General features: G+C 50.3%; 19 protein-coding genes and 1 pseudogene. 12 read left to right on the top strand and 8 right to left on the bottom strand.

Features of this window, described 5'->3' with window-relative positions:
• Nucleotides 1–50 precede the first annotated feature (50 nt).
• Nucleotides 51–740: pseudogene (locus tag BZJ19_RS12730) on the bottom strand (amino acid ABC transporter substrate-binding protein); the annotation flags it as partial.
• 370 nt (nucleotides 741–1110) lie between these two features.
• Here BZJ19_RS12730 and dnaA point away from each other — a divergent pair.
• From dnaA to BZJ19_RS12695, 7 genes are all read left to right on the top strand, one after another.
• A complete protein-coding gene (gene dnaA, locus BZJ19_RS12725) occupies nucleotides 1111–2508 on the top strand; it encodes a chromosomal replication initiator protein DnaA (protein WP_077675908.1) in 1398 nt (465 codons plus the stop codon).
• A 2-nt stretch (nucleotides 2509–2510) separates the two neighbouring features.
• Nucleotides 2511–3611, top strand: coding sequence for a DNA polymerase III subunit beta (gene dnaN, locus BZJ19_RS12720; RefSeq protein WP_069590743.1), 1101 nt, complete (start codon nucleotides 2511–2513; stop codon nucleotides 3609–3611).
• A 3-nt stretch (nucleotides 3612–3614) separates the two neighbouring features.
• A complete protein-coding gene (recF, locus tag BZJ19_RS12715; protein ID WP_069590744.1) occupies nucleotides 3615–4694 on the top strand; it encodes a DNA replication/repair protein RecF in 1080 nt (359 codons plus the stop codon).
• Between the two features lie 18 nt (nucleotides 4695–4712).
• Entirely contained in the window at nucleotides 4713–7130 is a 2418-nt protein-coding gene (gene gyrB / locus BZJ19_RS12710) for a DNA topoisomerase (ATP-hydrolyzing) subunit B (RefSeq protein ID WP_077663437.1), read from the top strand.
• Nucleotides 7131–7288: 158 nt separating this feature from the next.
• Nucleotides 7289–7666 carry a VOC family protein gene (locus tag BZJ19_RS12705; RefSeq protein WP_069586528.1) on the top strand — a complete coding sequence of 126 codons (378 nt, stop codon included), beginning with the start codon at nucleotides 7289–7291 and terminating at the stop codon, nucleotides 7664–7666.
• A gap of 29 nt (nucleotides 7667–7695) precedes the next feature.
• Nucleotides 7696–8094 carry a VOC family protein gene (locus BZJ19_RS12700; RefSeq protein WP_077675907.1) on the top strand — a complete coding sequence of 133 codons (399 nt, stop codon included), beginning with the start codon at nucleotides 7696–7698 and terminating at the stop codon, nucleotides 8092–8094.
• A gap of 214 nt (nucleotides 8095–8308) precedes the next feature.
• Nucleotides 8309–8746: an Hsp20 family protein gene (locus BZJ19_RS12695; RefSeq protein WP_077458063.1), complete on the top strand. Its 438-nt coding sequence runs from the start codon at nucleotides 8309–8311 to the stop codon at nucleotides 8744–8746.
• 626 nt (nucleotides 8747–9372) lie between these two features.
• Here the strand turns inward: BZJ19_RS12695 and BZJ19_RS12690 are convergent.
• The 3 genes from BZJ19_RS12690 to glyQ form a co-directional block, all read right to left on the bottom strand.
• The gene (locus BZJ19_RS12690; protein ID WP_077675906.1) at nucleotides 9373–10626 is read right to left on the bottom strand and encodes a valine--pyruvate transaminase; all 1254 of its coding nucleotides are present in this window, start codon (nucleotides 10624–10626) and stop codon (nucleotides 9373–9375) included.
• Nucleotides 10627–10945: 319 nt separating this feature from the next.
• Nucleotides 10946–13015: a glycine--tRNA ligase subunit beta gene (gene glyS, locus BZJ19_RS12685; protein WP_069586524.1), complete on the bottom strand. Its 2070-nt coding sequence runs from the start codon at nucleotides 13013–13015 to the stop codon at nucleotides 10946–10948.
• Between the two features lie 9 nt (nucleotides 13016–13024).
• Nucleotides 13025–13936, bottom strand: coding sequence for a glycine--tRNA ligase subunit alpha (gene glyQ, locus BZJ19_RS12680; protein WP_046074837.1), 912 nt, complete (start codon nucleotides 13934–13936; stop codon nucleotides 13025–13027).
• Between the two features lie 376 nt (nucleotides 13937–14312).
• On the opposite strand from glyQ, the gene BZJ19_RS12675 reads away from it, so the two are divergent.
• Entirely contained in the window at nucleotides 14313–14873 is a 561-nt protein-coding gene (locus tag BZJ19_RS12675) for a TMEM165/GDT1 family protein (RefSeq protein ID WP_077675905.1), read from the top strand.
• Nucleotides 14874–14906: 33 nt separating this feature from the next.
• On the opposite strand, the gene tusA is transcribed toward BZJ19_RS12675, so the two are convergent.
• Nucleotides 14907–15155, bottom strand: a complete 249-nt coding sequence (gene tusA, locus BZJ19_RS12670) for a sulfurtransferase TusA (RefSeq protein ID WP_069586522.1) — start codon at nucleotides 15153–15155, stop codon at nucleotides 14907–14909.
• Here tusA and BZJ19_RS12665 point away from each other — a divergent pair.
• Nucleotides 15154–15480 carry a hypothetical protein gene (locus tag BZJ19_RS12665; RefSeq protein WP_077675904.1) on the top strand — a complete coding sequence of 109 codons (327 nt, stop codon included), beginning with the start codon at nucleotides 15154–15156 and terminating at the stop codon, nucleotides 15478–15480. The two genes, tusA and BZJ19_RS12665, sit on opposite strands and share 2 nt — an antisense overlap.
• A gap of 130 nt (nucleotides 15481–15610) precedes the next feature.
• Here BZJ19_RS12665 and acuI read toward each other — a convergent pair whose 3' ends face one another.
• The 3 genes from acuI to fadB all read right to left on the bottom strand — a co-directional run bounded on the left by acuI (nucleotide 15611) and on the right by fadB (nucleotide 20117).
• Nucleotides 15611–16603: an acrylyl-CoA reductase (NADPH) gene (acuI, locus tag BZJ19_RS12660; RefSeq protein WP_077675903.1), complete on the bottom strand. Its 993-nt coding sequence runs from the start codon at nucleotides 16601–16603 to the stop codon at nucleotides 15611–15613.
• Between the two features lie 156 nt (nucleotides 16604–16759).
• Entirely contained in the window at nucleotides 16760–17923 is a 1164-nt protein-coding gene (fadA, locus tag BZJ19_RS12655; protein ID WP_077675902.1) for an acetyl-CoA C-acyltransferase FadA, read from the bottom strand.
• Between the two features lie 16 nt (nucleotides 17924–17939).
• Nucleotides 17940–20117, bottom strand: coding sequence for a fatty acid oxidation complex subunit alpha FadB (gene fadB / locus BZJ19_RS12650; protein WP_077675901.1), 2178 nt, complete (start codon nucleotides 20115–20117; stop codon nucleotides 17940–17942).
• A 209-nt stretch (nucleotides 20118–20326) separates the two neighbouring features.
• On the opposite strand from fadB, the gene BZJ19_RS12645 reads away from it, so the two are divergent.
• From BZJ19_RS12645 to hemG, 3 genes are all read left to right on the top strand, one after another.
• Nucleotides 20327–20950, top strand: coding sequence for a YigZ family protein (locus BZJ19_RS12645; protein ID WP_077675900.1), 624 nt, complete (start codon nucleotides 20327–20329; stop codon nucleotides 20948–20950).
• An 82-nt stretch (nucleotides 20951–21032) separates the two neighbouring features.
• The gene (locus tag BZJ19_RS12640) at nucleotides 21033–22490 is read left to right on the top strand and encodes a TrkH family potassium uptake protein (RefSeq protein ID WP_069586516.1); all 1458 of its coding nucleotides are present in this window, start codon (nucleotides 21033–21035) and stop codon (nucleotides 22488–22490) included.
• Between the two features lie 21 nt (nucleotides 22491–22511).
• Nucleotides 22512–23057: a menaquinone-dependent protoporphyrinogen IX dehydrogenase gene (gene hemG / locus BZJ19_RS12635; RefSeq protein WP_077675899.1), complete on the top strand. Its 546-nt coding sequence runs from the start codon at nucleotides 22512–22514 to the stop codon at nucleotides 23055–23057.
• The last annotated feature ends 434 nt before the right edge of the window (nucleotides 23058–23491 follow it).

The following is a 23491-nucleotide window of genomic DNA, read 5'->3' as shown; positions in this document are numbered from 1 at the left end:
CTTTAGATGCACAGACCCGCCAAAGCGGGCCTATTTATGTGAGTAAATACTTACTTTTTAGTGACGTCGCCGCCAAACCACTTAACAGAAATCTGTGCCAAGGTACCATCTTCTCGCATGGCTGAGAGGGCGGTGTTCACTTCATCACGTAGGCGCTGACCGCGTTCTGAGTCGACAAATGGCCAAGCATTGGCAATGGTTTCAAACGGTTGTCCGGCCAGTTGAAGTGGCAAGCCCGATTCTTTAATCAGCTGCATGGCTGACAGGCGATCCATCACAAACGCATCGGCCCGACCGAGGGCGACATCGTGTTCAATCCCAGTCTCGTAGGTTTTAATGTCGATATCCTCGGCTGCCGAGTGTTCGCGTAACAATTGCTCGAAGTTCGAGCCAAGGTTTACTGCAACGGTTTTGCCTTTCAGATCAACCACGGACTGAATCGTGTCATTGCCTTTACGAACCGTGATCTGTGCGCCGTCGACCACATACGGGTCGGTGAACAAATAGGTTGCCTGACGCTCGTCGGTGATGGTGATTTGGTTAGAAATGGTGTCGATGCGCCCGGTTTGTAACAGACCAAACAGGCCAGAGAAGTTAGCGGTCACATACTCGACTTGGTAGTCATTGCGGCGGCCTATCTCATCCCAAAGGTCAACTTCAAACCCTTGCAGCTGGTCTTGCTTCACAAAGGTGAAAGGGAAATAGCGCCCAGACATCCCCACTTTCACGGTTTCTTTGGCGAATGCGGGCACTGAAATCACCATGCTCACACTTAGCAAGGTGCTCAAGATCCATTTACTCATGACAACACTCCATAATGACAACTTCAATAATAGGACGCGTATCATAGAAGTGAACGATCACTGGCGAGAAATACCGTCTGGTTATGAGCCATAACTTTATTCTCCGCGCGCGTATCATTAAGGAGATGTGTGCAATCTTGTGAGTAAAAAGCGGGTACCTTGTGGCGATCCATGGTATATCTGTGGGATCTATGTGAATAACTCCGATCTTATTCACTGATTTCGGGATCTTGTGGGTGGCGATCTTCGCCTGACAGGAGTACCATTGTGACCTTTTCTTTTTCGGTATAACTGCGTGGAGTCAAACGTGTCATCATCGCTTTGGTTGCAGTGTCTTGAGCGCCTTCAGGAAGACCTACCTGCAACAGAATTCAGTATGTGGGTGCGGCCGTTACAAGCCGAGCTCAATGACAATACGTTGACCCTGTTCGCCCCAAACCGCTTTGTGCTTGATTGGGTGCGAGACAAATACTTGCATCAAATTAACCAGCTGTTGAACGAGTTTTGTGGCGTCGACGTGCCCATGCTGCGGTTTGAAGTGGGCAGCAAACCTGTGTCTGCAGCGCCCGCGGCGGCGCCAGCCGGACCAGCAGCGGCGCCCGCTCCACAGCAAGCCSAACCGGCTCCGAGCCGAGGTCGAGTGTGGGAGCCGGCGCCGTCACCCGTTCAGTCGGATGTCAATCATCGCTCTAACGTGAACCCCAAACACAAGTTCAATAACTTTGTTGAGGGTAAGTCTAACCAGTTAGCGTTAGCGGCAGCGCGTCAGGTGTCGGATAACCCAGGGGCGGCCTATAATCCGCTTTTTCTTTATGGCGGCACGGGCTTAGGTAAAACCCACTTGTTGCATGCGGTGGGTAATGCGATTTCCGATCGTAAAGCGGATGCGCGCGTGGTGTACATGCACTCAGAGCGTTTCGTGCAAGACATGGTGAAGGCGCTACAAAATAATGCGATTGAAGAATTTAAGCGTTATTACCGCAGTGTCGATGCACTGTTGATCGATGACATTCAATTTTTTGCCAACAAAGAACGCTCGCAAGAAGAATTCTTCCATACCTTTAATGCGTTGCTTGAGGGTAACCAGCAGATCATTCTTACCTCTGACCGCTATCCTAAAGAGATCAACGGGGTTGAGGATCGCTTAAAATCGCGATTCGGTTGGGGTCTGACAGTCGCCATTGAGCCGCCAGAGCTGGAAACGCGAGTGGCGATTTTGATGAAAAAAGCCGAAGATCATGCGATTCGTTTACCGGATGAGGTGGCGTTCTTTATCGCCAAGCGCTTACGCTCCAACGTCCGAGAGCTTGAAGGGGCCCTCAACCGCGTGATTGCCAACGCGAACTTTACTGGGCGTGCGATCACCATCGATTTTGTCCGAGAAGCGTTGCGAGATCTGCTCGCCTTGCAAGAAAAACTGGTCACCATTGATAATATTCAGAAAACAGTCGCTGAGTATTATAAAATCAAGATGGCGGATTTATTGTCGAAGCGTCGTTCACGGTCGGTCGCGCGCCCTCGTCAAATGGCGATGGCCTTGTCCAAAGAGCTAACCAACCACAGTTTGCCAGAAATTGGTGATGCCTTTGGTGGCCGTGACCATACCACCGTGCTGCATGCGTGTCGTAAAATCGAGCAGCTCCGTGAAGAAAGCCACGACATTAAAGAAGATTACTCTAACCTGATTCGAACATTGTCCTCTTAATTATGAAATTTACTCTTACGCGAGAGCAGCTGCTACAGCCGCTGCAACAAGTATCAGGCGCACTGGGTGGGCGAAGCACGCTGCCTATTCTCAGTAACTTACTCATCCAAGTGGCTGATCAGGCATTGACGTTGACAGCAACGGACATGGAAGTGGAGCTGAATGCCACCGCGCCGTTGGAAGGCGATCACCTCGACGGTGCGATTACAGTGCCTTCGCGCAAGTTTATGGACATCATTAAAGGGTTACACAGTGAAGCCCAAATCACGGTTGCGCAAGAAGGCGATCGTGTGGTGGTACGCGCGGGACGTAGCCGCTTTACGCTGTCGACATTGCCGGCTAATGATTATCCCAACATCGAGCAGTGGCAGGCAGACGTAAGTTTGCAGCTGCCACAAGATAAGTTGCGTCACCTGATTGACGCGACCCAGTTTTCGATGGCGAACCAAGACGTACGCTATTACCTCAACGGACTGTTGTTCGAAACAGAAGGGCAGACATTACGGACGGTCGGAACCGACGGGCACCGGATGGCGGTCTGTCAGCTCTCGATGGATGATACCTTACCCGCGCAGCAAGTGATTGTGCCGCGAAAAGGGGTGAGTGAGCTTGCGCGCTTGTTGGATGACAGTGAGCACCTCGTTACTATCCAAATCGGCGCATCGAACATTCGAGCGGTGGTTGGCAATGTCACCTTCACCTCGAAGTTGGTGGATGGCCGTTTCCCAGACTATCGTCGCGTGCTGCCGCAATCCACCTCTCGCACACTTGAGGTCGACTGTGCGGAGCTCAAGCAAGCGCTGTCGTTAGCTGCGGTGCTGTCTAACGAGAAATTTCGTGGCGTGCGGATGAATATTGAAGGCAGCGAGCTACGTATTTCCGCCAATAACCCTGAGCAGGAAGAAGCCGAAGAATTTCTCGACGTCACCTTTCAAGGCGAGCCGATCGAAATTGGCTTTAACGTCAGCTACGTGTTGGATGTTCTCAACACCTTACGCTGTGACAAAGTGCGCTTTTCGATGACAGATGCGGTGGGCAGTACCCTGATTGAAGACTGTGCCCGTGATGACGCCATGTATGTTGTGATGCCAATCCGCCTCTAGGTTATGGCGCTTACTCGATTGGTCGTTCACGACTTTAGAAATATTGAAGCCTGCGATATCGAACTGTCGTCAGGCTTTAACTTTTTAATTGGCCCCAACGGTAGCGGTAAAACCAGTGTGCTTGAGGCCATCCACTTTCTTGGCCACGGACGCTCATTCCGCAGCGCGCTGAATAGCCGAGTGATCCGTCATCAGCAGCCCAGTTTAACCGTGCATGGACGGGTTAAAACCCAAGATGCGATCTTGCTTCCTGTCGGCATTCAAAAGCGCCGCGATGGCACTGCGGATGTTAAAATAGGGCAAGAGAAAGGGCAGAAGCTGGTGGCCTTAGCGAAAGTGTTGCCTTTACAGCTGATCACCCCTGAAGGATTTGAGCTGCTGACGGATGGTCCCAAATTTCGCCGTGCGTTTATCGATTGGGGTGTGTTTCATTCTCAAGCTGGCTTTTTCGAAGCCTGGACGCGGGTCAAACGACTCACCAAACAACGCAACGCTGCGCTAAAAACGGCGCGGCGCTACCGAGACATCCAGATGTGGGATGCGGAATTGGCGGTGTTGGCTGAGCAAATAAGCCAGTGGCGAGCCGATTATGTGGATGCAGTGGCTGAGCGCGCTGCCGCACTATGCGAGGCTTTTTTACCCGAGTTTTCGATACAATTTAGTTTCTCTCGAGGGTGGGAGAAAGACACGGATTACCAAACCTTGTTGGCAGCCAATTTTGAGCGCGACCAACAAATGGGATACACCGTCTCCGGACCGCACAAGGCGGATGTGCGTATCAAGGTGCAAGGGACGCCAGTGGATGATGTGTTGTCCCGAGGTCAGTTAAAATTAATGGTTTGTGCGCTACGACTTGCACAAGGCCAGCTCTATAGTGAACAACAGGGAATTGCCTGTATTTACTTGATTGATGATTTTGCATCGGAGCTTGATAGTCGCCGCCGAGCCCTATTGGCAAGCGAACTCAAGCGTACCGGCGCACAGGTTTTTGTCAGCGCCATTAGTGCCGATCAAGTCGCGGAAATGTGCGACGAAAATAGTAAGATGTTTCATGTGGAACATGGCAAAATAAACGCAGGATAAATAAGCGAGAGTAACTCAATGTCCAACGAATACGATTCATCGAGTATCAAGGTACTGAAGGGCTTGGACGCCGTCCGTAAGCGTCCGGGAATGTATATCGGCGACACAGACGACGGTACCGGCCTCCACCACATGGTGTTCGAAGTGGTCGATAACTCGATCGATGAAGCACTAGCCGGACATTGTAACGATATCGTGGCGACCATCCACGAAGACGGCTCTGTCTCGGTGAAAGATGATGGTCGTGGTATTCCTGTTGATATCCACGAAGAAGAAGGGGTCTCCGCCGCTGAAGTTATCATGACGGTATTGCATGCCGGCGGTAAGTTTGACGACAACTCCTACAAAGTTTCCGGTGGTTTGCACGGCGTGGGTGTGTCCGTGGTGAACGCACTCTCTGAGAAGCTAGAGTTGACCATTTGGCGTGATGGCCATATTCACCAGCTCAACTTTTCCCACGGTGAGCCACAAGGCCCATTGGCGGTGATTGGTGATACCGAACAAACCGGTACCCGTATCCGTTTTTGGCCCAGTGAAGAAACTTTCTCTGACATCAATTTCAACTATGACATCTTAGCCAAGCGTCTACGTGAGCTGTCGTTCCTGAACTCAGGCGTATCGATCAAGCTGGTGGATGAGCGCGAAGAAGATAAAGCGGATCACTTCAAATACGAAGGGGGCATCCGCGCCTTTGTTGAACACCTCAACAATAAGAAAACCGCGATTCACCCATCGGTATTCCATTTTGAACACACGCGTGAAGATGGTGTGAGCGTTGAAGTGGCGATGCAATGGAATGACGGCTACCAAGAAAACATCTACTGCTTTACCAACAATATTCCACAGCGCGATGGTGGTACCCACCTTGCCGGATTCCGCGCCGCGTTAACGCGTACGCTGAACAGCTTTATGGATAAAGAAGGCTACTCGAAGAAAGCTAAGGCGGCGACCTCGGGCGATGATGCTCGTGAGGGTTTGACCGCTGTGGTGTCGGTGAAAGTGCCTGATCCTAAGTTCTCAAGCCAAACCAAAGATAAGCTGGTGTCGTCAGAAGTGAAGTCTGCCGTTGAGTCGGCCATGGGTGAACACCTGTCTGACTTTTTGATTGAACATCCAGCGGACGCCAAAGTGGTGTGCACTAAGATTATCGATGCGGCGCGCGCGCGTGATGCGGCACGTAAAGCACGAGAGATGACTCGCCGTAAAGGTGCGTTAGATTTAGCGGGTCTTCCCGGCAAGCTAGCTGACTGCCAAGAAAAAGATCCAGCACTGTCAGAACTCTACATTGTGGAGGGTGACTCGGCAGGTGGGTCAGCCAAACAAGGGCGTAACCGTAAGAACCAAGCGATTTTGCCGCTTAAAGGTAAGATCCTTAACGTGGAAAAAGCCCGTTTTGACAAGATGCTCTCGTCGCAAGAAGTCGCGACCCTAATCACTGCGATGGGGTGTGGTATCGGTCGAGAAGAGTATGATCCGGACAAGCTGCGTTATCACAGCATCATCATCATGACCGATGCGGATGTCGACGGCTCGCACATCCGTACCTTGTTGTTGACCTTCTTCTATCGCCAAATGCCAGAGCTGATTGAGCGTGGTTATATCTACATTGCTCAACCTCCTTTGTACAAAGTGAAGAAAGGAAAACAAGAGCAATACATCAAAGATGACGAAGCAATGGAGCAATACCAAGTCGCGTTGGCGTTGGAAAATGCTTCCTTGTTTGTGAATCCAGAAGCACCGGCGATGCACGGTGAATCACTCGAGAAGTTGGTCAAAGAATACAATGGTGTGATCAAGCTGATTAAGCGCATGAACCGCCGTTATCCGGCTTCGCTGCTCAATGAATTGTTGTACCAGCCTCGCTTGTCGGTCGACGACTTGCGTGATGAGTGGGCGGCGAAGAAGTGGGTTGAAAATATCGTTGCGATTCTAAACCGTAAGTCAACGGGTGAAAGTCAATACAAAGCATCTTGCCGCTTAGACGAAGAGCATCAAGTGTGGGTGCCGGAGCTGGTGGTACGGACGCACGGTGTTGATCACAAGTATCTGGTGAGTTACGACTTCTTAAACTCGAAAGAGTATGGACGTATTGCCAGCTTGTCTGAAACACTTAATGAGCTGCTTGATGAAGGCGCTTATGTGCAGCGAGGCGAGCGTAAACAAGAAGTGGAAAGCTTCGAGCAAGCGCTGAACTGGCTGATTAAAGAGTCGACGCGTGGTGTATCGCGTCAGCGTTACAAAGGTCTAGGTGAAATGAACCCAGAACAGCTTTGGGAAACCACCATGGATCCTGAAGGTCGCCGTATGATGCAGGTGACCATTCAAGATGCGGTCGCTGCAGACGAGCTATTTACCACCTTGATGGGTGATCAAGTTGAGCCACGCCGTGCCTTTATCGAAAATAACGCACTCAAAGTGGAAAATCTTGACGTTTAAACGGTAAATCAATGGGTTAACCACTATTAAGGCCAGCTTTGCTGGCCTTTTTTATTTTTATGCGAGGCAGTACGCAATAAATTACTGTTTTTATATACAGTATTTTTATGGGTAAGTAGAGTCAATAGCTCCGTAACGACAAAGTGATAGGAAGCCTGATGTCTATAAAAACGCGTGCTAATCTCCAACTGGTTTATGTGTCTAATATTGACCGTTCCGTGAGTTTCTACCAGCAACTGTTTCAGTGTGAGCCAGTGTTTACCAGCCCAAGATACGTCGCCTTTTCTGCCTCTGAGCAGGGCGATGCTTTGTTCGCGTTGTGGACCGGCGGCGAGCAGCCCTCACCATCAATCACACGACTAAGCGAAATTGGCATTATGGTGCCCACCAATGATGACGTTGATGCTGTTTTTGACCAATGGTCGAACAATCTAACCATCAATGTTGTTCAACCTCCTTACGATGATGTGTTTGGCCGAACCTTCGTGATTCAAGATCCTGATGGGCATTTCGTGCGCGTAGCACCTATTGATTAAGCATACTGCTATCCTAATGAGGAGCAATTATGATCGATCATTTAAGTACTTACGCAAAGAATTTCTCGGCGACTAAAGAATTCTATCGTTCGGTGTTTGAGCCGCTCGGCTATGCGATCCAAATGGAGTTTGTTGCAGAGTGGAATACTGATTTTCCGACTCAGCGAATGTGTGCTTTTGGACCAAGCGATCGGCCCATCTTTTGGGTGATAGAAACCCAGACTCCCTATACCCCTCGTCATATCGCATTTTCAGCACCAACAAGAGCGACAGTGGAGGCGTTTTACGATGCTGGAATGAAGGCTGGGGGAATGGATAATGGTAAGCCAGGTCTTAGGCCTATGTATCACAACCATTACTTTGGGGCATTTCTTATTGATCCAGACGGCAATAACATTGAAGCGGTATGCCATCATCCTGAGTCGTAGTTTATCAAAGCGATCAGAGGATATATGAACGCACCTGTATTGATGGATAACCAGTGACACGAGAAGCGATGATAAAAAATCGCTCGACGAGGCTTGAAATCAAATCGCGCAACCTTATATAGAGTAATGAGGCGATGCCATTGGGTCGCCGGGGGCTTGTCCAAGTTGGAAAGCCGTAGATAACATTTTATTGCTTCATAGGAAGGGTAAGATTATGCGTAACTTTGATTTCTCTCCACTCTATCGTACCGCAATTGGTTTTGACCGTTTGTTCGATTTGGTTGAAAACACGAATGCGTCAAACGCAGGTGGTTTTCCTCCTTACAACATTGAGCAAGGCAAAGAGAACCAATACCGAATTACCATGGCGGTCGCTGGCTTTAGCCAAGACGAAGTAGACATTACTCAGCAAAAAAACAGCCTCACGGTTGCAGGTAAAAAACACAGCCGTAATCAAGATACGAAGTTCTTGTATCAGGGTATTGCTGAGCGTGATTTCGAACGCAAGTTCCACCTCGACGATCACATTAAAGTGACGGGGGCGGAAATGGAAAACGGCATGCTTCATATTGATTTAGTGCGTGAGGTGCCTGAAGAGGAAAAACCTCGTCGCATCGAAATCGGTAGCCGTTTACTCGAAAACGTTGAGTAAGTGTCGGCCAGAACGATACGAAAAAGGAGAGGGCAGCATGGCTGCCCTTTTTTGTGGCTAGAGAATTGTGGTGTTCCGATTCGCAAGCCTGCTTTGCATCTTCGCTTTATAGACACGTTCCCTTTACCTGTACTTGTGGGCGGTTATCGCTCACTAATGATGCCGCGGGTTGAACCTACTATTATGGACTGTGTTTAAAAAGCGCGTGGTGGAGCCGTGAAAAAGAATCTGGGTTGTTGCACAGAATAAAGTCGATAGGTTTCACGTGGAACCTTTGGATTATCTTTACGAACGATTCAATATCATTTACCAAACCAAACCAAACCAAACCAAACCAAACCAAACCAAACCAAACCAAACCAAACCAAACCAAACCAAACCAAACCATGTGCCTGTTAAAGGCACTTTGATATATAACATGCGGATTCGTTGGGTAGGTTGAACAACCAACAGTCAGGGCTTAGGCTGATGAAGGGCAAAGTCGTCTTTCAGCAATTAGCAAAAATGGGCAGGTTAGATAGCGGCGAGAAGGGAAATAGTATAGAGCGTTATCGCGTTGGCAAGAGGCGTAATAAGAGGTTTCACGTGGAACATGTGTGTACCTATGTTCCACGTGAAACCAACATTTATCCTTCGTTGTAGGCGCGCGCGACTTCTTCGGCAATCACTTTTATACCTTGTTGCATGGCATCATCTTCTTGGACATAGTTCATGCGAATACATTGTTTAGCATGATCCCAGCCTTCGTGCTCCACACCAATAAAGAAATACTCTCCGGGGACAACAAGTACACCGCGGGCCTTTAAGCGTTTATATAACTCTTGGGTGGAGATTGGGAGATCGTTAAACCAGAGCCAAAGGAAGATAGCGCCTTCTGGCTTATGAACACGAACTCGCTCATTGTTAATGGTTTCCAGCACCATCTTTAATGTGCGCTGCGACTTTTGTTGGTAGAAAGGGCGAACGACATCTTTACTTAAGCGTAATAGATCACCGCGTTCTATCATCGCTAGCGCCATTGCTGGCCCCACACTGTTTGGTGACAGACTGACGATGCCGTTGATATTTGACATCGCACTGATCACGGCTTCATTCGCAATCACAATCCCACAACGCACACCCGGCAACCCTAGCTTACTGAGGCTAGAGCAGAGGATGGTGTTTTCATTCCAGAACGGTGCAACGTCTTCAAAAATAATATCAGGGAAGGGCGTGCCATAGGCGTTATCGATGATCAGTGGAATATTGTTGTCGCGTGCGAGTTGGTCCAGTTGTTGAATTTCGTTATCGGTTAACACGTTCCCGGTCGGGTTAGTCGGGCGGGAAGCACAGATGGCGCCAATGCTTTCATCAATCTTTAGGCGGCTGAAATCGACGTGGTACTTAAATTGGCGGTTATCCAATAATTCAATGTCAGGTTGGTAGCTAACAAAGATATCGTCGTTGATGCCGGTGTCACCATAACCGATATATTCGGGCGCTAGGGGCAGCAAGATTTTTTTGTGGCTACCATCGGCGTAGCGTCCAGCTAATAGGTTAAACAGATAGAAGAATGCACTTTGGCTGCCATTGGTCAGCATGATGTTCTTGCTTGAGAGTTGCCAACCATAGGTCTGATTAAGAAGTTCAGCAAGCGCATTGAGCAATGCCGATTTACCTTGGGGGCCATCATAGTTGGTCATGGCATGTAATAGACTGCCATCTTCTAACATTGACTGGCTAAGCGTTTTAAAATACTCGAGCATTTCTGGGATGGCTGCAGGGTTGCCGCCACCCAACATAATGGCATCTGGGTTACGTAAGCCATCATTCAGATCGTCCATTAGTTGCGTGATGCCTGAGTGGTTAGCGAGTTTCTCGCCAAAGTGAGTGACTTCCATGGTTACTGCCTTCAAGGTTCGGTGTTGTTGTTATGGTTAAACAGCCATCAACATACAACAATCTATTGTGCAAAAGAAAGTATCGAGAGCTCGTTATCAGATAATCAATAGGGCGTACGATTGACGGACTTGTTACGTTATCGGTACACCTTGACCGAACCATTGCAGCAGTGATTTAGGCGCTGATTGTTCCACGTGAAACCATCAGGACGCTTGGATAGGGAGAGACAATCACGGGTAAGGCGTTAAGAGTAGAGACACCTTAATTTAATAAAAAAGCCCCGCGTCATAGCGGGGCTGAGTCGTGTATTGCTGATAATTACTTCTGTAGAACAGAGATATCTGCCACGTTGAGGAACTGCTCACGGATAAGGTGAAGCATCGCCAAACGGTTGGCTTTCAGTGCAGGATCATCTGCCATGACCATCACGTTATCAAAGAAGGTATCAACCGGTGTGCGTAATTGCGCCAGCTCGGTCAACGCGCCTTGATAATCGCTGTCAGCAAATAAAGGTTTAACCGCGGCGACTTTCTCTGCCACTACGTCCGCCAATGCTTTTTCAGCGTCTTCTTGGAGCAAGCTAGTATCGACGCTGCTAGGAAGCTCGCCGTCATACTTGGCCAAGATATTACCCACTCGCTTATTGGCCGCAGCCAGTGCTTCGGCTTCTTCAAGACTGCGGAAGTGCGACACCGCTTTAACGCGACTGTCAAAGTCAGCAGGCTTGGTTGGACGACGTGCCAACACCGCTTGGATGATATCCACGCTATAGCCCATATCTTGGTACCAAGCGCGGAAACGACCTAGCATAAAGTCGAGGACATCCGCCTCTACCTCTTTGTGAGTCAGACGGTCATCGTACTGAGCTTTGGCATCGCGGATGAGGTCGACAAGATCAAGCTGATAGCCGTTCTCGACGATAATACGCAGGACGCCTAACGCGGCACGACGCAGGGCGAAGGGGTCGCTGCCTTTAGGTGCTTGACCAATCCCAAAGATGCCCACGATGGTATCCATTTTGTCAGCCATCGCGAGTGCTGAGGAAACCGGCGTCGTAGGCAGCTTATCACCGGCAAAGCGCGGCCAGTATTGCTCATTCAGCGCCAGCGCTACGGCTTCGGGCTCGCCATCATGACGCGCATAGTGCATGCCCATCACGCCTTGGGTTTCTGTGAACTCAAACACCATCGAGGTCATGAGATCACACTTAGCCAGTTGGCCTGCGCGCTCAGTGTGTGCCTTGTCGGCACCGATACGCTCTGCAATCTGTCCTGCGAGTGCAGTAATGCGATCGGTTTTATCTTTGATGGTACCCAATTGCTTTTGGAATACCGCGCTATCTAGCTCTGGCAGGCGATCAATCAATGGGCGCTTGCGGTCAGTATCAAAGAAGAACTCAGCATCCGCGAGGCGAGGACGCACGACTTTTTCATTCCCTGAGATAACCTGCGTCGGATCTTTCGATTCAATGTTAGATACGAAGATAAACTTAGGCAGTAGCTCGCCGTTAGCGTCATAGACAGGGAAGTACTTTTGGTCGCCTTTCATGGTGTACACCAGCGCTTCTGATGGCACTTTAAGGAACTTGTCCTCAAAAGAGGCAGTCAGTACCACTGGCCACTCCACCAGTGAAGTGACTTCTTCAACCAAGTCTTCATCCAGCTCAGCCATCCCACCAACCGCGGCAGCTGCTGCTTTGGCATCTTTAATAATCAATGCCTTACGCTTTTCATAATCGGCCATGACCTTACCTTCACGCTCGAGGCGCTCTGGGTATTGGTCAGCATGATCCAGCGTTAAGCTCGATTCACCCATAAAGCGGTGACCGCGAATCACGCGATCGGATGCCACGCCAAGGATGGTGCCTTCAATCAAGGTGTCCCCATACAGCATCACTAAGGTTTTCACTGGGCGGATAAACTGGGTGTCTTTGTCACCCCAGCGCATGGGTTTAGGAATAGGCAGTTTGCTCAGGGCGTTGTCGGCCAGTACCGGCAATAAGGCGTCGATGGCTTGACCGGGTACGTGTTGACGATACAGCAACCATTCACCTTTATCGGTTTTTAGGCGCTCGGCCTCGCTCACGTCAATCCCGTTACCGCGCGCCCAACCCATGGCCGCTTTGGTGGGGTTGCCATCTGCGTCAAAGGCGGCGCTGACCGCAGGTCCGCGTTTCTCAACCACTTTATCTGGCTGGCGATCGCTCAACGCCGCAACTTTAAGTGCTAAGCGACGTGGGGAGGCGTACCAAGTAATCCCTTGGTGGCTCAGATCAGCGTCTTTCAATTGTGCGTCGAATTGGCTGGCAAAAGCTTCAGCCAAGGTGCGCAAGGCTGTGGGTGGTAGCTCTTCAGTGCCGAGCTCAATCAGGAAATTTTGCGTTGCCATGATGCTCCCTTATTTGGTGTGTCGGCACATCGGGAAGCCCAGCGCTTCGCGAGATGCGTAGTAGGCTTCGGCGACACGTTTAGTCAGTGTGCGAATGCGCAGAATATAGCGTTGACGTTCAGTCACTGAGATGGCTTTACGCGCATCCAGCAGGTTGAACGCATGACCGGCTTTTAGGATCTGTTCGTAAGCAGGCAAAGGGAGCGGCTGCTCGAGATCCAGTAGCTTGGTACTTTCGGCTTCGCACTGATCAAAGTAGCGGAACAGAAAATCAACATCAGCGTGTTCAAAGTTGTAGGTCGATTGCTCCACTTCGTTTTGGTGGAAAATATCGCCGTAGGTCACTTTGCCAAATGGGCCATCGGTCCAAACCAGATCATACACAGAATCGACTTCTTGAATATACATCGCCAGACGTTCGATACCGTAGGTAATCTCACCAGTGACCGGCTTACATTCCAGCCCGCCGACTTGTTGGAAGTAGGTAAACTGGGTGATCTCCATCCCGTTAAGCCAGACTTCCCAGCCTAGGCCCCAGGCGCCAAGCGTTGGGTTTTCCCAGTTATCTTCCACAAAGCGAATGTCGTGGACTTCTGGATCAATACCCAGCACACGCAGCGAGCCCAAATACAGCTCTTGAATGTTATCGGGTGACGGTTTCAGGATGGTTTGAAACTGGTAGTAGTGCTGCAGACGGTTCGGGTTCTCGCCATAACGCCCATCGGTAGGACGACGAGAAGGTTGAACGTAAGCCGCTGCAATAGGCTCTGGACCAAGTGCACGCAAGCATGTCATTGGGTGGGAGGTACCTGCACCCACTTCCATGTCTAGCGGCTGAACAATGGTACAGCCTTGCTGGGCCCAATAATCCTGCAGCGCGAGGATCATACCCTGAAAGGTTTTGATATCGAATTTATGCATTGTCAGGTTCGCGCGAGTTGATGAATGGAGAAAATAGCTGGCAATTATAACTCGCAGTGCGCTCAAGCAGTAGGGGGCTGGCGGATTTTTGTGCGCCTTTGATTCGCTTATTTTCTGCATATAGAGGGAGGAGGAATAGAAGTTGCCAAGCGATTGTTCAAATCGTACACTAGCGCCGTCTTGGGGAGTAGTCGACCACTGCACAGTCAGTGGGGCAATCATCAACATAGTTGAAGCAAAATCTTCATGGTGATTGCAAGCCTGCCATTAGGTGCTCTGGGCTTGACGAGACCAACGACAATCGCACGAACCGGGGTGGGGCGTGTGTGTTGTCGTGGTTGAATCATAATAAGCCCTGCCCCAGATGAGTAATGTCATGAGCGTTCTTGCTATTTCTATCTCCACCGTCACCTTGGCGGAAATCGGGGATAAAACCCAACTACTATCGCTGGCGTTAGCGACACGTTTTCGTAAGCCCGCGGTGATTATCTTTGCTATTTTCGTGGCGACGTTAGTCAACCACGCCATTGCCGCCTGGCTCGGGGTGGTCGCGGCCGATATACTGACCGATACCGTATTGCATATTGTTTTGATCATCAGTTTTAGCGTGATGGCGGTATGGATGCTGATCCCTGACAAGCTTAAGGAAGAAGGGATTCAGGGTAAAAGTGCTTTCTGGGCGAGCTTCAGTGCCTTTTTTGTTGCAGAAATCGGCGATAAAACTCAGATCGCAACCACAGCATTGGGCGCTCAGTTTAATGATGCGCTTTGGATTGTGGTGATTGGGTCAACCATTGGCATGCTATTGGCCAATGTTCCCGTGGTGTTGGCCGGTGATAGAATTCAACGTCATGTGCCATTTGCGGTGGTACGGGCGCTCGCCGCAGCCATGTTTGCGGCGTTGGCTGTCCTTGATACCTGGTATCTACTGAGTTAGCGCAAGACAATGATGGTTCGATAAGGGTTGGCGTTATGCCAGCCCTTTTTTGATCAAAAATTGAAACGGCACGGTCTCTGTTTGGGCTGCGACCAAGGTATGGTCCATAAAGCGACAAAAACTCGGGATATCCCGTGTCGTGGAGGGATCATCCGCGGTGATAAGCAAGGTCTGACCGTCATCCATATGGCGGATACGCTTACGCACCATCATTACTGGCTCGGGGCAACGTAGGCCTATGGCATCAAGTTGGAGATCGGCATGGTCAAAAGGGGCAGTCATGTTAAATACCTCGAAAAATGTCGGTCTGATCATACTTATGGCGAGGAATTATTCAAACAGGGTTGTGTTTGTAAAAAGAATGTGTAGATTAATTAACAAGTCGTTAACGAAAGGCGAGGTCATGAGAAAAGCACAAACGGGCAAATTAGGCTTAGCTTATGGACATCGTATCGCTGCTTACACAGGGCTGAGCGGACTCGCTTTTTGGGAATTAACGCAAAGTCATGAGCACGCTCTCTTGGCAACACTAGCAATTTGCGCTGCAGCGCTGGGGCTATTGGTGGAAACCTTAGCCACTTCGACACCACGTTCGCAGCCTGACTAGGCTAACTCACTCAACAGCTACACTCACTCCCAGTTTTCTTGGGCTTCCCCGCTTTCAGAGCGGGATTTTTTTTGTCTGTACGTCACCAAAAAAGGCCAACCTGTAACAAAGATTGGCCTTTTTGCGTGGATTAGCCTTGGTGAGCAATATCAATCACCACGCGGCCTTTCACCTCGCCCTGAATAATTTTATCCGCATATTCTGGGGTTTGCGCCAGTGCGATAGTGTGGCATGCCTGTTCAAAGTAACTGGCTGGGAGTAGCTTGGTAAGTGACTGCCACGCAGCTTGACGTTGTGCTTTCGGGCAAGAAACGGAGTCAACACCTTGCAATCGCACATTGCGCAAAATAAACGGCATCACAGTTGCGGGTAAATCAAAACCGCCGGCAAGGCCGCATGCGGCGACCGTCCCCCCGTACTGGATTTGTGAGAGGACATTGGCAAGCATTTGACTGCCTACGGTATCAATTGCGCCAGCCCACTGTTGCTTGTCTAGCGGGCGACCGGGTGCGCTAAAGGACTCACGCGGTAGCACGTCGTCAGCGCCTAGTTGTTTAAGCCACGCTTGGTTGGCTTCAAGTCGGCCTGTGACTGCACTGACGCGATAGCCCAAAGCATGCAATAAGGTGACCGCGACCGAGCCAACGCCGCCACTCGCGCCGGTGACTAACACAGGACCATCTTCAGGTTTTACGCCGCCATCGATTAAGGCTTGCACACACAACATGGCGGTAAACCCAGCGGTACCAACCATCATTGCCTGTTGCTCAGTGAGGCCTTCAGGGAGGGGAACGAGCCAGTCTCCATTTACTCGCGCTTTCTCTGCCATACCTCCCCAGTGAGCTTCACCGACGCCCCAACCAGTGAGCACCACTTTATCGCCGCGTTGATAATCGGGATGTTGGCTATCAGCCACCGTGCCGGCAAAGTCGATACCTGGCACCATGGGGAATTGGCGAACAATCTTACCTTTTCCGGTGATGGCCAAGCCGTCTTTATAATTCAAGGAGCTAAAATCGACATCGACAGTCACATTACCGTCTGGGAGCAAATCGTCATCGAGTGAGGTTATTTTAGCGAGGGTTTGCTTTTCGTGTTGTTCAAGGACAAGCGCGTTAAACATGGCATTCTCCCGGTTGAAGTCAGTGAGCGGCCATACTAGGCCGGATGAAGTTACCACCACTTGCGTTACATCAATCACTATGCGATTGCGATTCGGATGACGCAAGCCAAAAAAAAGAGCGGACTCAGCCGCTCTTTGTCTATGATAGGTTCATCGTTAGACGCGTTCGAACACGGTGGCGATGCCTTGGCCTAAGCCAATACACATGGTTGCCAAGCCTATTGTCGCATCTTGACGCTCCATTTGATGTAACAAGGTGGTCGAGATGCGTGCGCCTGAACACCCTAATGGATGTCCTAACGCAATGGCACCTCCATTGAGGTTAACCTTTTCATCCATTTTATCCATCAGGCCGAGATCTTTCACACAAGGCAAAGACTGGGCAGCAAATGCCTCATTCAGTTCGACCAAGTCAATGTCATCGATGCTTAGGCCCGCACGTTTGAGCGCTTTTTTGGTCGCTGGGACCGGGCCATAGCCCATGATGGATGGGTCACAACCTGCAACGCCCATCGCGCGGATGCGAGCACGAATTGGCAGGCCTAGTGCTTTGGCTTTCTCTTCGCTCATCACTAGCATTGCTGCCGCACCATCGGAAAGGGCCGATGAAGTACCTGCTGTCACTGTGCCGTTTGCCGGATCAAAGGCGGGACGCAAACCGGCGAGGCTCTCTACGGTGGTCTCTGGGCGAATCACTTCATCATTTTCCACCAAGGTGAGCAGGCCATCGGCATCGTGGCCTTCAATCGGCGCGATCTCGTCTTTAAAGCGGCCTTCAACGGTAGCGGCGTGCGCACGGGCATGGGAGCGCGCCGCAAACTCATCTTGCATTTGACGACTAATGCCGTGCATACGGCCAAGCATTTCTGCGGTCAGTCCCATCATACCGGCGGCTTTGGCGACGGATTTTGACAGCCCTGGGTGGAAGTCGACGCCATGGTTCATGGGAACATGGCCCATGTGCTCCACACCACCAATTAAGAAGGTATCGCCATCGCCAACCATAATGGCACGGGCGGCGTCATGGAGAGCCTGCATCGACGAGCCACACAGGCGGTTGACGGTGGTTGCACCCACGCTATGTGGAATGCCAGCAAGGAGTGCCGCATTACGGGCAATATTAAAACCTTGCTCGAGCGTTTGCTGTACACAGCCCCAGTAGATGTCTTCGATGCTGGTGCTTTCTACCGCAGGGTTGCGTGCCAGCAGAGATTTCATCAGATGCGCGGATAGATCTTCAGCGCGGACGTTGCGAAATACACCGCCTTTCGAACGGCCCATGGGGGTACGGATACAGTCAACGATCACTACATTGTTCATTGTTCTCTCCTTAAACTTAGGCTGATTGCGGTGCGTTGACCGGTGTAACATCAAAATAAGCCTGTTTGTCGCCAGCTCGACGTTTCATATCAGCGGGGACGTGATACAAGGCACCGAGATCCGCAAACTTTTCTGCCATGGCGACATAGTTTTCGACACCCAAGGTATCCACGTAGCGGAAGGCACCACCTCGGAATGGAGGGAAGCCGATACCGTAAACCAAAGCAATGTCTGCTTCTGCCGGAGAGGCAATGATGTTTTCTTCCAAGCAGCGGGCGACTTCGTTGATCATCGGCACCATCATACGAGCGATAATATCCTCGTCACTGATCTCTGCTTGACCTCCTTCAATCACGGGGGCGAGCAACGCAGAGACTGCTTCGTCGGCTTCTTTTTTCGGCTTGCCTTTCTTGTCTGTGGTGTAGCGATAGAAGCCTTTGCCATTTTTCTGACCAAAGCGCTCGGCCTCAAACATCACATCAATGGCATCACGGCCAGATTTACTCATACGGTCTGGGAAGCCTTCTGCCATCACTGCCTGAGCATGATGTGCGGTATCGATACCAACCACATCAAGCAGATAAGCAGGGCCCATAGGCCAGCCAAATTGTTTTTCCATGATTTTGTCAATGCGCTGGAAGTCCACCCCGTCACGCAGTAGCAAGCTAAAGGCATGGAAGTAGGGGAACAATACGCGGTTGACGAAAAAGCCAGGGCAGTCGTTGACGACCACGGGCGATTTACCCATCTTGGCGGCATAAGCCACCACGCGCGCGATGGTTTCATCAGAGGTTTTCTCGCCACGAATCACTTCCACTAATGGCATGCGATGAACCGGGTTAAAGAAGTGCATGCCACAGAAGTTTTCTGGGCGGGCCAAAGACTTGGCGAGGGTGTTAATTGGAATGGTGGAGGTATTAGAGGCAATCACCGTATCGTCACTGACTAGCGCTTCCACTTCTTTGAGTACGCTCGCTTTGATTTTCGGGTTCTCGACCACAGCCTCGACCACGACATCGCTGTGCTCAATGCCCGCATAGTGGAGGCTTGGAGTGATTGATGACAGCACTTGGCCCATTTTAAAGCCATCAATGCGACCGCGGCTAAGTTGCTTATTCAACAACTTGGTCGCTTCCGTCATGCCCAGTTCCAATGACTGGGGCGCGATGTCTTTCATCATTACCGGCACGCCTTTCAGCGCGGATTGATACGCGATACCGCCGCCCATGATGCCTGCGCCGAGCACAGCTCCACGCTGCGTATCTTTACCTTGTTTGGCTGCTTTCTTTGCATTGCCCTTAATGACTTGGTCATTGAGGAAAATGCCCACAAGGGCTTTGGCAACGTCAGTCTTGGCCAATTTAACAAAGTAACGGTTCTCAACCTCAAGCGCCTCATCACGTCCAAGGCTTGCGGCTTCTTCTATCGCCTTAACGGCCGCCATCGGAGCGGGATAATGCTTACCAGCAACCTGAGCGACCATGCCTTTGGCCATGGTAAAGCTCATCGCCGCTTCGGTGCGATTAAGGGCTAAAGGTTGTTGTTTTTGATGGCGGCGGGTTTGCCAATCAATCTTGCCTTCAATGGCTTGAGTAAGCATGGCTATCGCGGCATCACGCAGTTTGTCGCTCTCTACCACCGCGTCGACCAGTCCCTCTTTCAACGCAGCACTGGCGCGCTTGTCTTTTCCTGCGGTAATCAGCTCCATTGCGGTATCCGCGCCAACAAGACGTGGCAAACGAACAGTCCCCCCAAAGCCCGGCATAATACCTAGTTTGGTTTCAGGTAGGCCAATACGGGCGTCAGTGCTCGCCACGCGTAAGTCAGTGGCGAGTACGCACTCACAACCACCGCCAAGAGCATGGCCGTTAATGGCACTGATTGTTGGGAAAGGTAGGTCTTCCAAGCGGTTGAAAATAGCGTTAGCACGCGCCACCCAGTCAGACAGTTCCTGATCTGGCTTGGCAAACAGGCCGAGAAATTCTGTGATATCCGCGCCCACAATAAAGGCTGATTTGGCTGAGGTGAGTAGTAAGCCTTTAATGTCTTGGCCCGCAAGCGCTTCCAGCGCTTCGTTTAAGCTTTCCAGCGTTGCAAGATCCAGTTTGTTGACAGAACCTTGGCTGTCCAGCGTCAGTTCTGCAATGCCGTTATCCAATGCACGAACTGAAAGGTTATCTCCTTGGTAGATCATGGTCGTTCTCCACGTTGGCAGTACCATCCTGGTTGAAGAGTGTTCTGGTTAGACCAGATGCGACCTAGTGTGGATCATTGTTATAAGAAATGACAACCAAAAGTTAAACGAATGTTTAAAATATGTGGTGTGAGTAGAAGCTTTACACTGCGTTATTCTCTGATGGGCTATGGTAGACTGACGGGGAAAAGTATTGGGTCGAGCTGTGTATGTCCATCACTCCCTATCGGGTTCCTGCTCAAACAGTTCGCTGTGAGCAGGAGATAAAGAAAAGTCGCTTCATTACCTACCTTGCTCATACGCAAGGAGAAGAAGACGCCAAACAATTTATTCAATCACTCCGTGAGACTTATCCAGATGCACGTCATCACTGTTGGGCATTCGTCGCGGGTCGGCCTGAATCCTCCGTGCAGTGGGGATGTGGCGATGATGGTGAACCTGCAGGTACGGCGGGTAAGCCCATGCTCGCGCAGCTCTCTGGTGCGAATGTCGGTGAAATTTGCGCGGTGGTGGTGCGGTACTTCGGTGGGGTAAAGCTGGGTACTGGTGGCTTGGTGAAAGCATACGGAAGTAGTGTGCAACAAGCGTTGGCGATGATGGAAACGCGAGAAATCGCTGTCACGGTTCCTTATGTCTTAAGCTGTGAATATGCTCACATTGATACAATTGAATCCTTACTCAAGCAATACCACGGCGTTCAGCTTGATGCAGAATTCAGTCATAATGTGCGATTAACCGTGCGTATTGACGCACGATTTGTCGCCGATTTTTTAGAAGCATTAAAAAACCAGACCCGCGGTCAGGCCCATGTGTCTCCGCTGGAAAATGAATAAACGTCAGGCACCTAGCCTGCTTTACGTGTAACGACGAGACGTCAGTTGAATACTGTCGCCGATAAGAGGGCCACGTCAGGCTATGCAATTTCGTTCCATCACCCGCATCGTCGGCTTATTACTGGCCCTGTTTAGCATTACGATGCTCGCACCAGCGCTGGTCGCGTTTATATATAGAGACGGTGCAGGTTATCCTTTTGTACTGACCTTCTTTCTATTGCTTGCCGGCGGTGGGTTACTATGGTTTCCAAACCGTCGCAATAAACATGAGCTAAAAGCCCGTGACGGCTTTTTGATTGTAGTCTTGTTTTGGACGGTGATTGGCAGTGCGGGTGCGGTACCCTTGATACTCTCGGAGCAACCCGACCTCTCCGTCAGCGAAGCCTTTTTTGAATCTTTTTCAGGCTTAACCACAACGGGTGCAACCGTGATTGTGGGACTGGATGAGCTTCCCAAAGCGATTTTGTTTTATCGTCAATTGCTACAATGGCTCGGCGGCATGGGGATCATTGTGTTAGCGGTGGCGATTCTGCCTGTGCTCGGTATCGGGGGCATGCAGCTTTATCGTGCAGAAATCCCTGGTCCTGTCAAAGATACCAAGATGACACCGCGAATAGCTGAGACAGCCAAGGTGCTTTGGTACATTTATCTGACCTTGACCGTGAGCTGTGCGTTGGCCTATTGGTTGGCAGGTATGTCAGCCTTTGATGCGATTGGACACAGTTTTTCGACTGTAGCGATTGGGGGCTTTTCAACCCATGATGCCAGTATCGGACATTTTGATAGCACCGCCATCAACCTTATCACGGTTGTCTTTCTGCTGATCTCTGCATGTAATTTCTCGTTGCACTTTGCCGCGTTTGCCAATAATGGCCTGAACATAAAGTTTTATCTCCGTGACCCTGAGTTTCGCGCCTTTTTGGTGATTCAGTTCTTGTTATGGCTGGTGGTCTTCACCATGCTAAGCGGGCACCAAGTGTACGACGGTCCGACAGAGACATTAACCCAAGCCTTGTTTCAGTCTGTCTCCATTTCGACCACTGCCGGCTATACCACGACGACGTTCGCCCATTGGCCGTTGTTCCTCCCAGTTTTACTCTTGTTTTCATCGTTTATTGGTGGCTGTGCTGGCTCAACTGGTGGCGGGATGAAGGTGATCCGTATTCTGCTGCTATCTCTGCAAGGAACACGGGAGCTAAAACGGCTAGTGCACCCTCGCGCGGTCTATACCATCAAAGTCGGGAATAAGGCGCTACGGCAACAAGTGGTCGATGCCGTATGGGGATTCTTCTCAGCTTACGCGCTGGTCTTTGTCATTTGCATGTTGGCCTTAATTGCGACGGGGATTGAAGAGTTAACTGCTTTTTCTGCCGTTGCTGCGACCCTCAATAACTTAGGGCCGGGACTCGGAGAAGTGGCCGCTCACTTTGGTGATATTAATGATACGGCCAAATGGGTATTGATCCTCGCGATGCTTTTTGGCCGTTTAGAGATATTCACGTTATTGGTTTTATTTACGCCCACATTCTGGCGCAGCTAGCCGAATGGGGAAGGAGAGAACATGAGCGCGCAACAGGACGCAACGCAAAAAGTCTTACTACTGCACTCTAGCCGAGAAGGGCAGACCAAGAAGATTCTGCATTTTATCGAGAAACAGCTGGGTGAATCGGCGGAGTGTGAGATAAAGGATATTCATCAGCTTCCTCAGCTCGATCTCAGTGATTATGATCGCGTGCTGATTGGCGCGTCTATCCGATATGGCCACTTTAATAAAAAGCTGTACCAATTTATCAATACGCATATTGACCAGCTCAAAGCGGCGAAAGCTGCATTCTTTAGTGTCAATCTCACTGCGCGTAAACCGGGCAAAGATACGCCAGAGACCAGCGCTTATAGCCGTAAGTTTATTGAGAAGTCACCGTGGACCCCTGAACTGCATGGTGTGTTTGCGGGCGCACTCTACTACCCACGCTATAAATGGTTCGATCGAGTGATGATTCGCTTTATCATGCATATTACGGGTGGGGAAACAGACACGACCAAGGAAGTGGAATACACGGATTGGCGTAAAGTGGCGGAATTCGGCGAGCAATTTGCCCGCTTTTAGGCCATAACGCTGATTGTTTGACCGAACGGCGGCTTTTTCTAAAAAAAGTCGCTTTTCCCTCTTGCCAAGGTGAGCAACTTCTCTATAATGCGCCTCCATCGACACGGCACACAGGGCAAGCGCTCAGCGGCCATGTCGGGGCAAAAAATCAAATAAAAATAAACGCTTGACGTCAGTTTTTAAATGATTAAGATAGCCCACCTACTTAACGCCGACAACGCGTTAGGGGAGTCAAAAAGAGGTTTTGTTTTCGCCGGTTGGCATCAACAAAAAGATAAAATTTCTTCTTGACTTCATCGGCAAGGCGAGTAATATACGCAGCCCTGACCGAGCGAAGCAACGCTTCGCAAGTCAACGCTCTTTAACAATTTGACCTATGCAATCTGTGTGGGCACTCGTTGAGAATAGACAAAAAGATTTATTCGATGAACTGA

The organism is Salinivibrio proteolyticus (assembly GCF_001996165.1).
Classification (GTDB): domain Bacteria; phylum Pseudomonadota; class Gammaproteobacteria; order Enterobacterales; family Vibrionaceae; genus Salinivibrio; species Salinivibrio proteolyticus.
This window is presented reverse-complemented; position numbering and strand designations above follow the sequence as displayed.

Bases quoted from the DNA above. Each gene is read 5' to 3' on its own strand.
- acuI (WP_077675903.1), bottom strand. From the start codon at position 16,603: ATGTTTAACGCGCTTGTCCTTGAACAACACGAAAAGCAAACCCTCGCT.
- fadB (WP_077675901.1), bottom strand. From the start codon at position 20,117: ATGATCTACCAAGGAGATAACCTTTCAGTTCGTGCATTGGATAACGGC.
- BZJ19_RS12645 (WP_077675900.1), top strand. From the start codon at position 20,327: ATGTCCATCACTCCCTATCGGGTTCCTGCTCAAACAGTTCGCTGTGAG.
- BZJ19_RS12690 (WP_077675906.1), bottom strand. From the start codon at position 10,626: ATGGAAGTCACTCACTTTGGCGAGAAACTCGCTAACCACTCAGGCATC.
- BZJ19_RS12700 (WP_077675907.1), top strand. From the start codon at position 7,696: ATGATCGATCATTTAAGTACTTACGCAAAGAATTTCTCGGCGACTAAA.
- BZJ19_RS12675 (WP_077675905.1), top strand. From the start codon at position 14,313: ATGAGCGTTCTTGCTATTTCTATCTCCACCGTCACCTTGGCGGAAATC.
- dnaN (WP_069590743.1), top strand. From the start codon at position 2,511: ATGAAATTTACTCTTACGCGAGAGCAGCTGCTACAGCCGCTGCAACAA.
- recF (WP_069590744.1), top strand. From the start codon at position 3,615: ATGGCGCTTACTCGATTGGTCGTTCACGACTTTAGAAATATTGAAGCC.
- hemG (WP_077675899.1), top strand. From the start codon at position 22,512: ATGAGCGCGCAACAGGACGCAACGCAAAAAGTCTTACTACTGCACTCT.
- fadA (WP_077675902.1), bottom strand. From the start codon at position 17,923: ATGAACAATGTAGTGATCGTTGACTGTATCCGTACCCCCATGGGCCGT.
- BZJ19_RS12705 (WP_069586528.1), top strand. From the start codon at position 7,289: ATGTCTATAAAAACGCGTGCTAATCTCCAACTGGTTTATGTGTCTAAT.
- tusA (WP_069586522.1), bottom strand. From the start codon at position 15,155: ATGACTGCCCCTTTTGACCATGCCGATCTCCAACTTGATGCCATAGGC.
- BZJ19_RS12640 (WP_069586516.1), top strand. From the start codon at position 21,033: ATGCAATTTCGTTCCATCACCCGCATCGTCGGCTTATTACTGGCCCTG.
- BZJ19_RS12665 (WP_077675904.1), top strand. From the start codon at position 15,154: ATGTTAAATACCTCGAAAAATGTCGGTCTGATCATACTTATGGCGAGG.
- BZJ19_RS12695 (WP_077458063.1), top strand. From the start codon at position 8,309: ATGCGTAACTTTGATTTCTCTCCACTCTATCGTACCGCAATTGGTTTT.
- glyQ (WP_046074837.1), bottom strand. From the start codon at position 13,936: ATGCATAAATTCGATATCAAAACCTTTCAGGGTATGATCCTCGCGCTG.
- glyS (WP_069586524.1), bottom strand. From the start codon at position 13,015: ATGGCAACGCAAAATTTCCTGATTGAGCTCGGCACTGAAGAGCTACCA.
- gyrB (WP_077663437.1), top strand. From the start codon at position 4,713: ATGTCCAACGAATACGATTCATCGAGTATCAAGGTACTGAAGGGCTTG.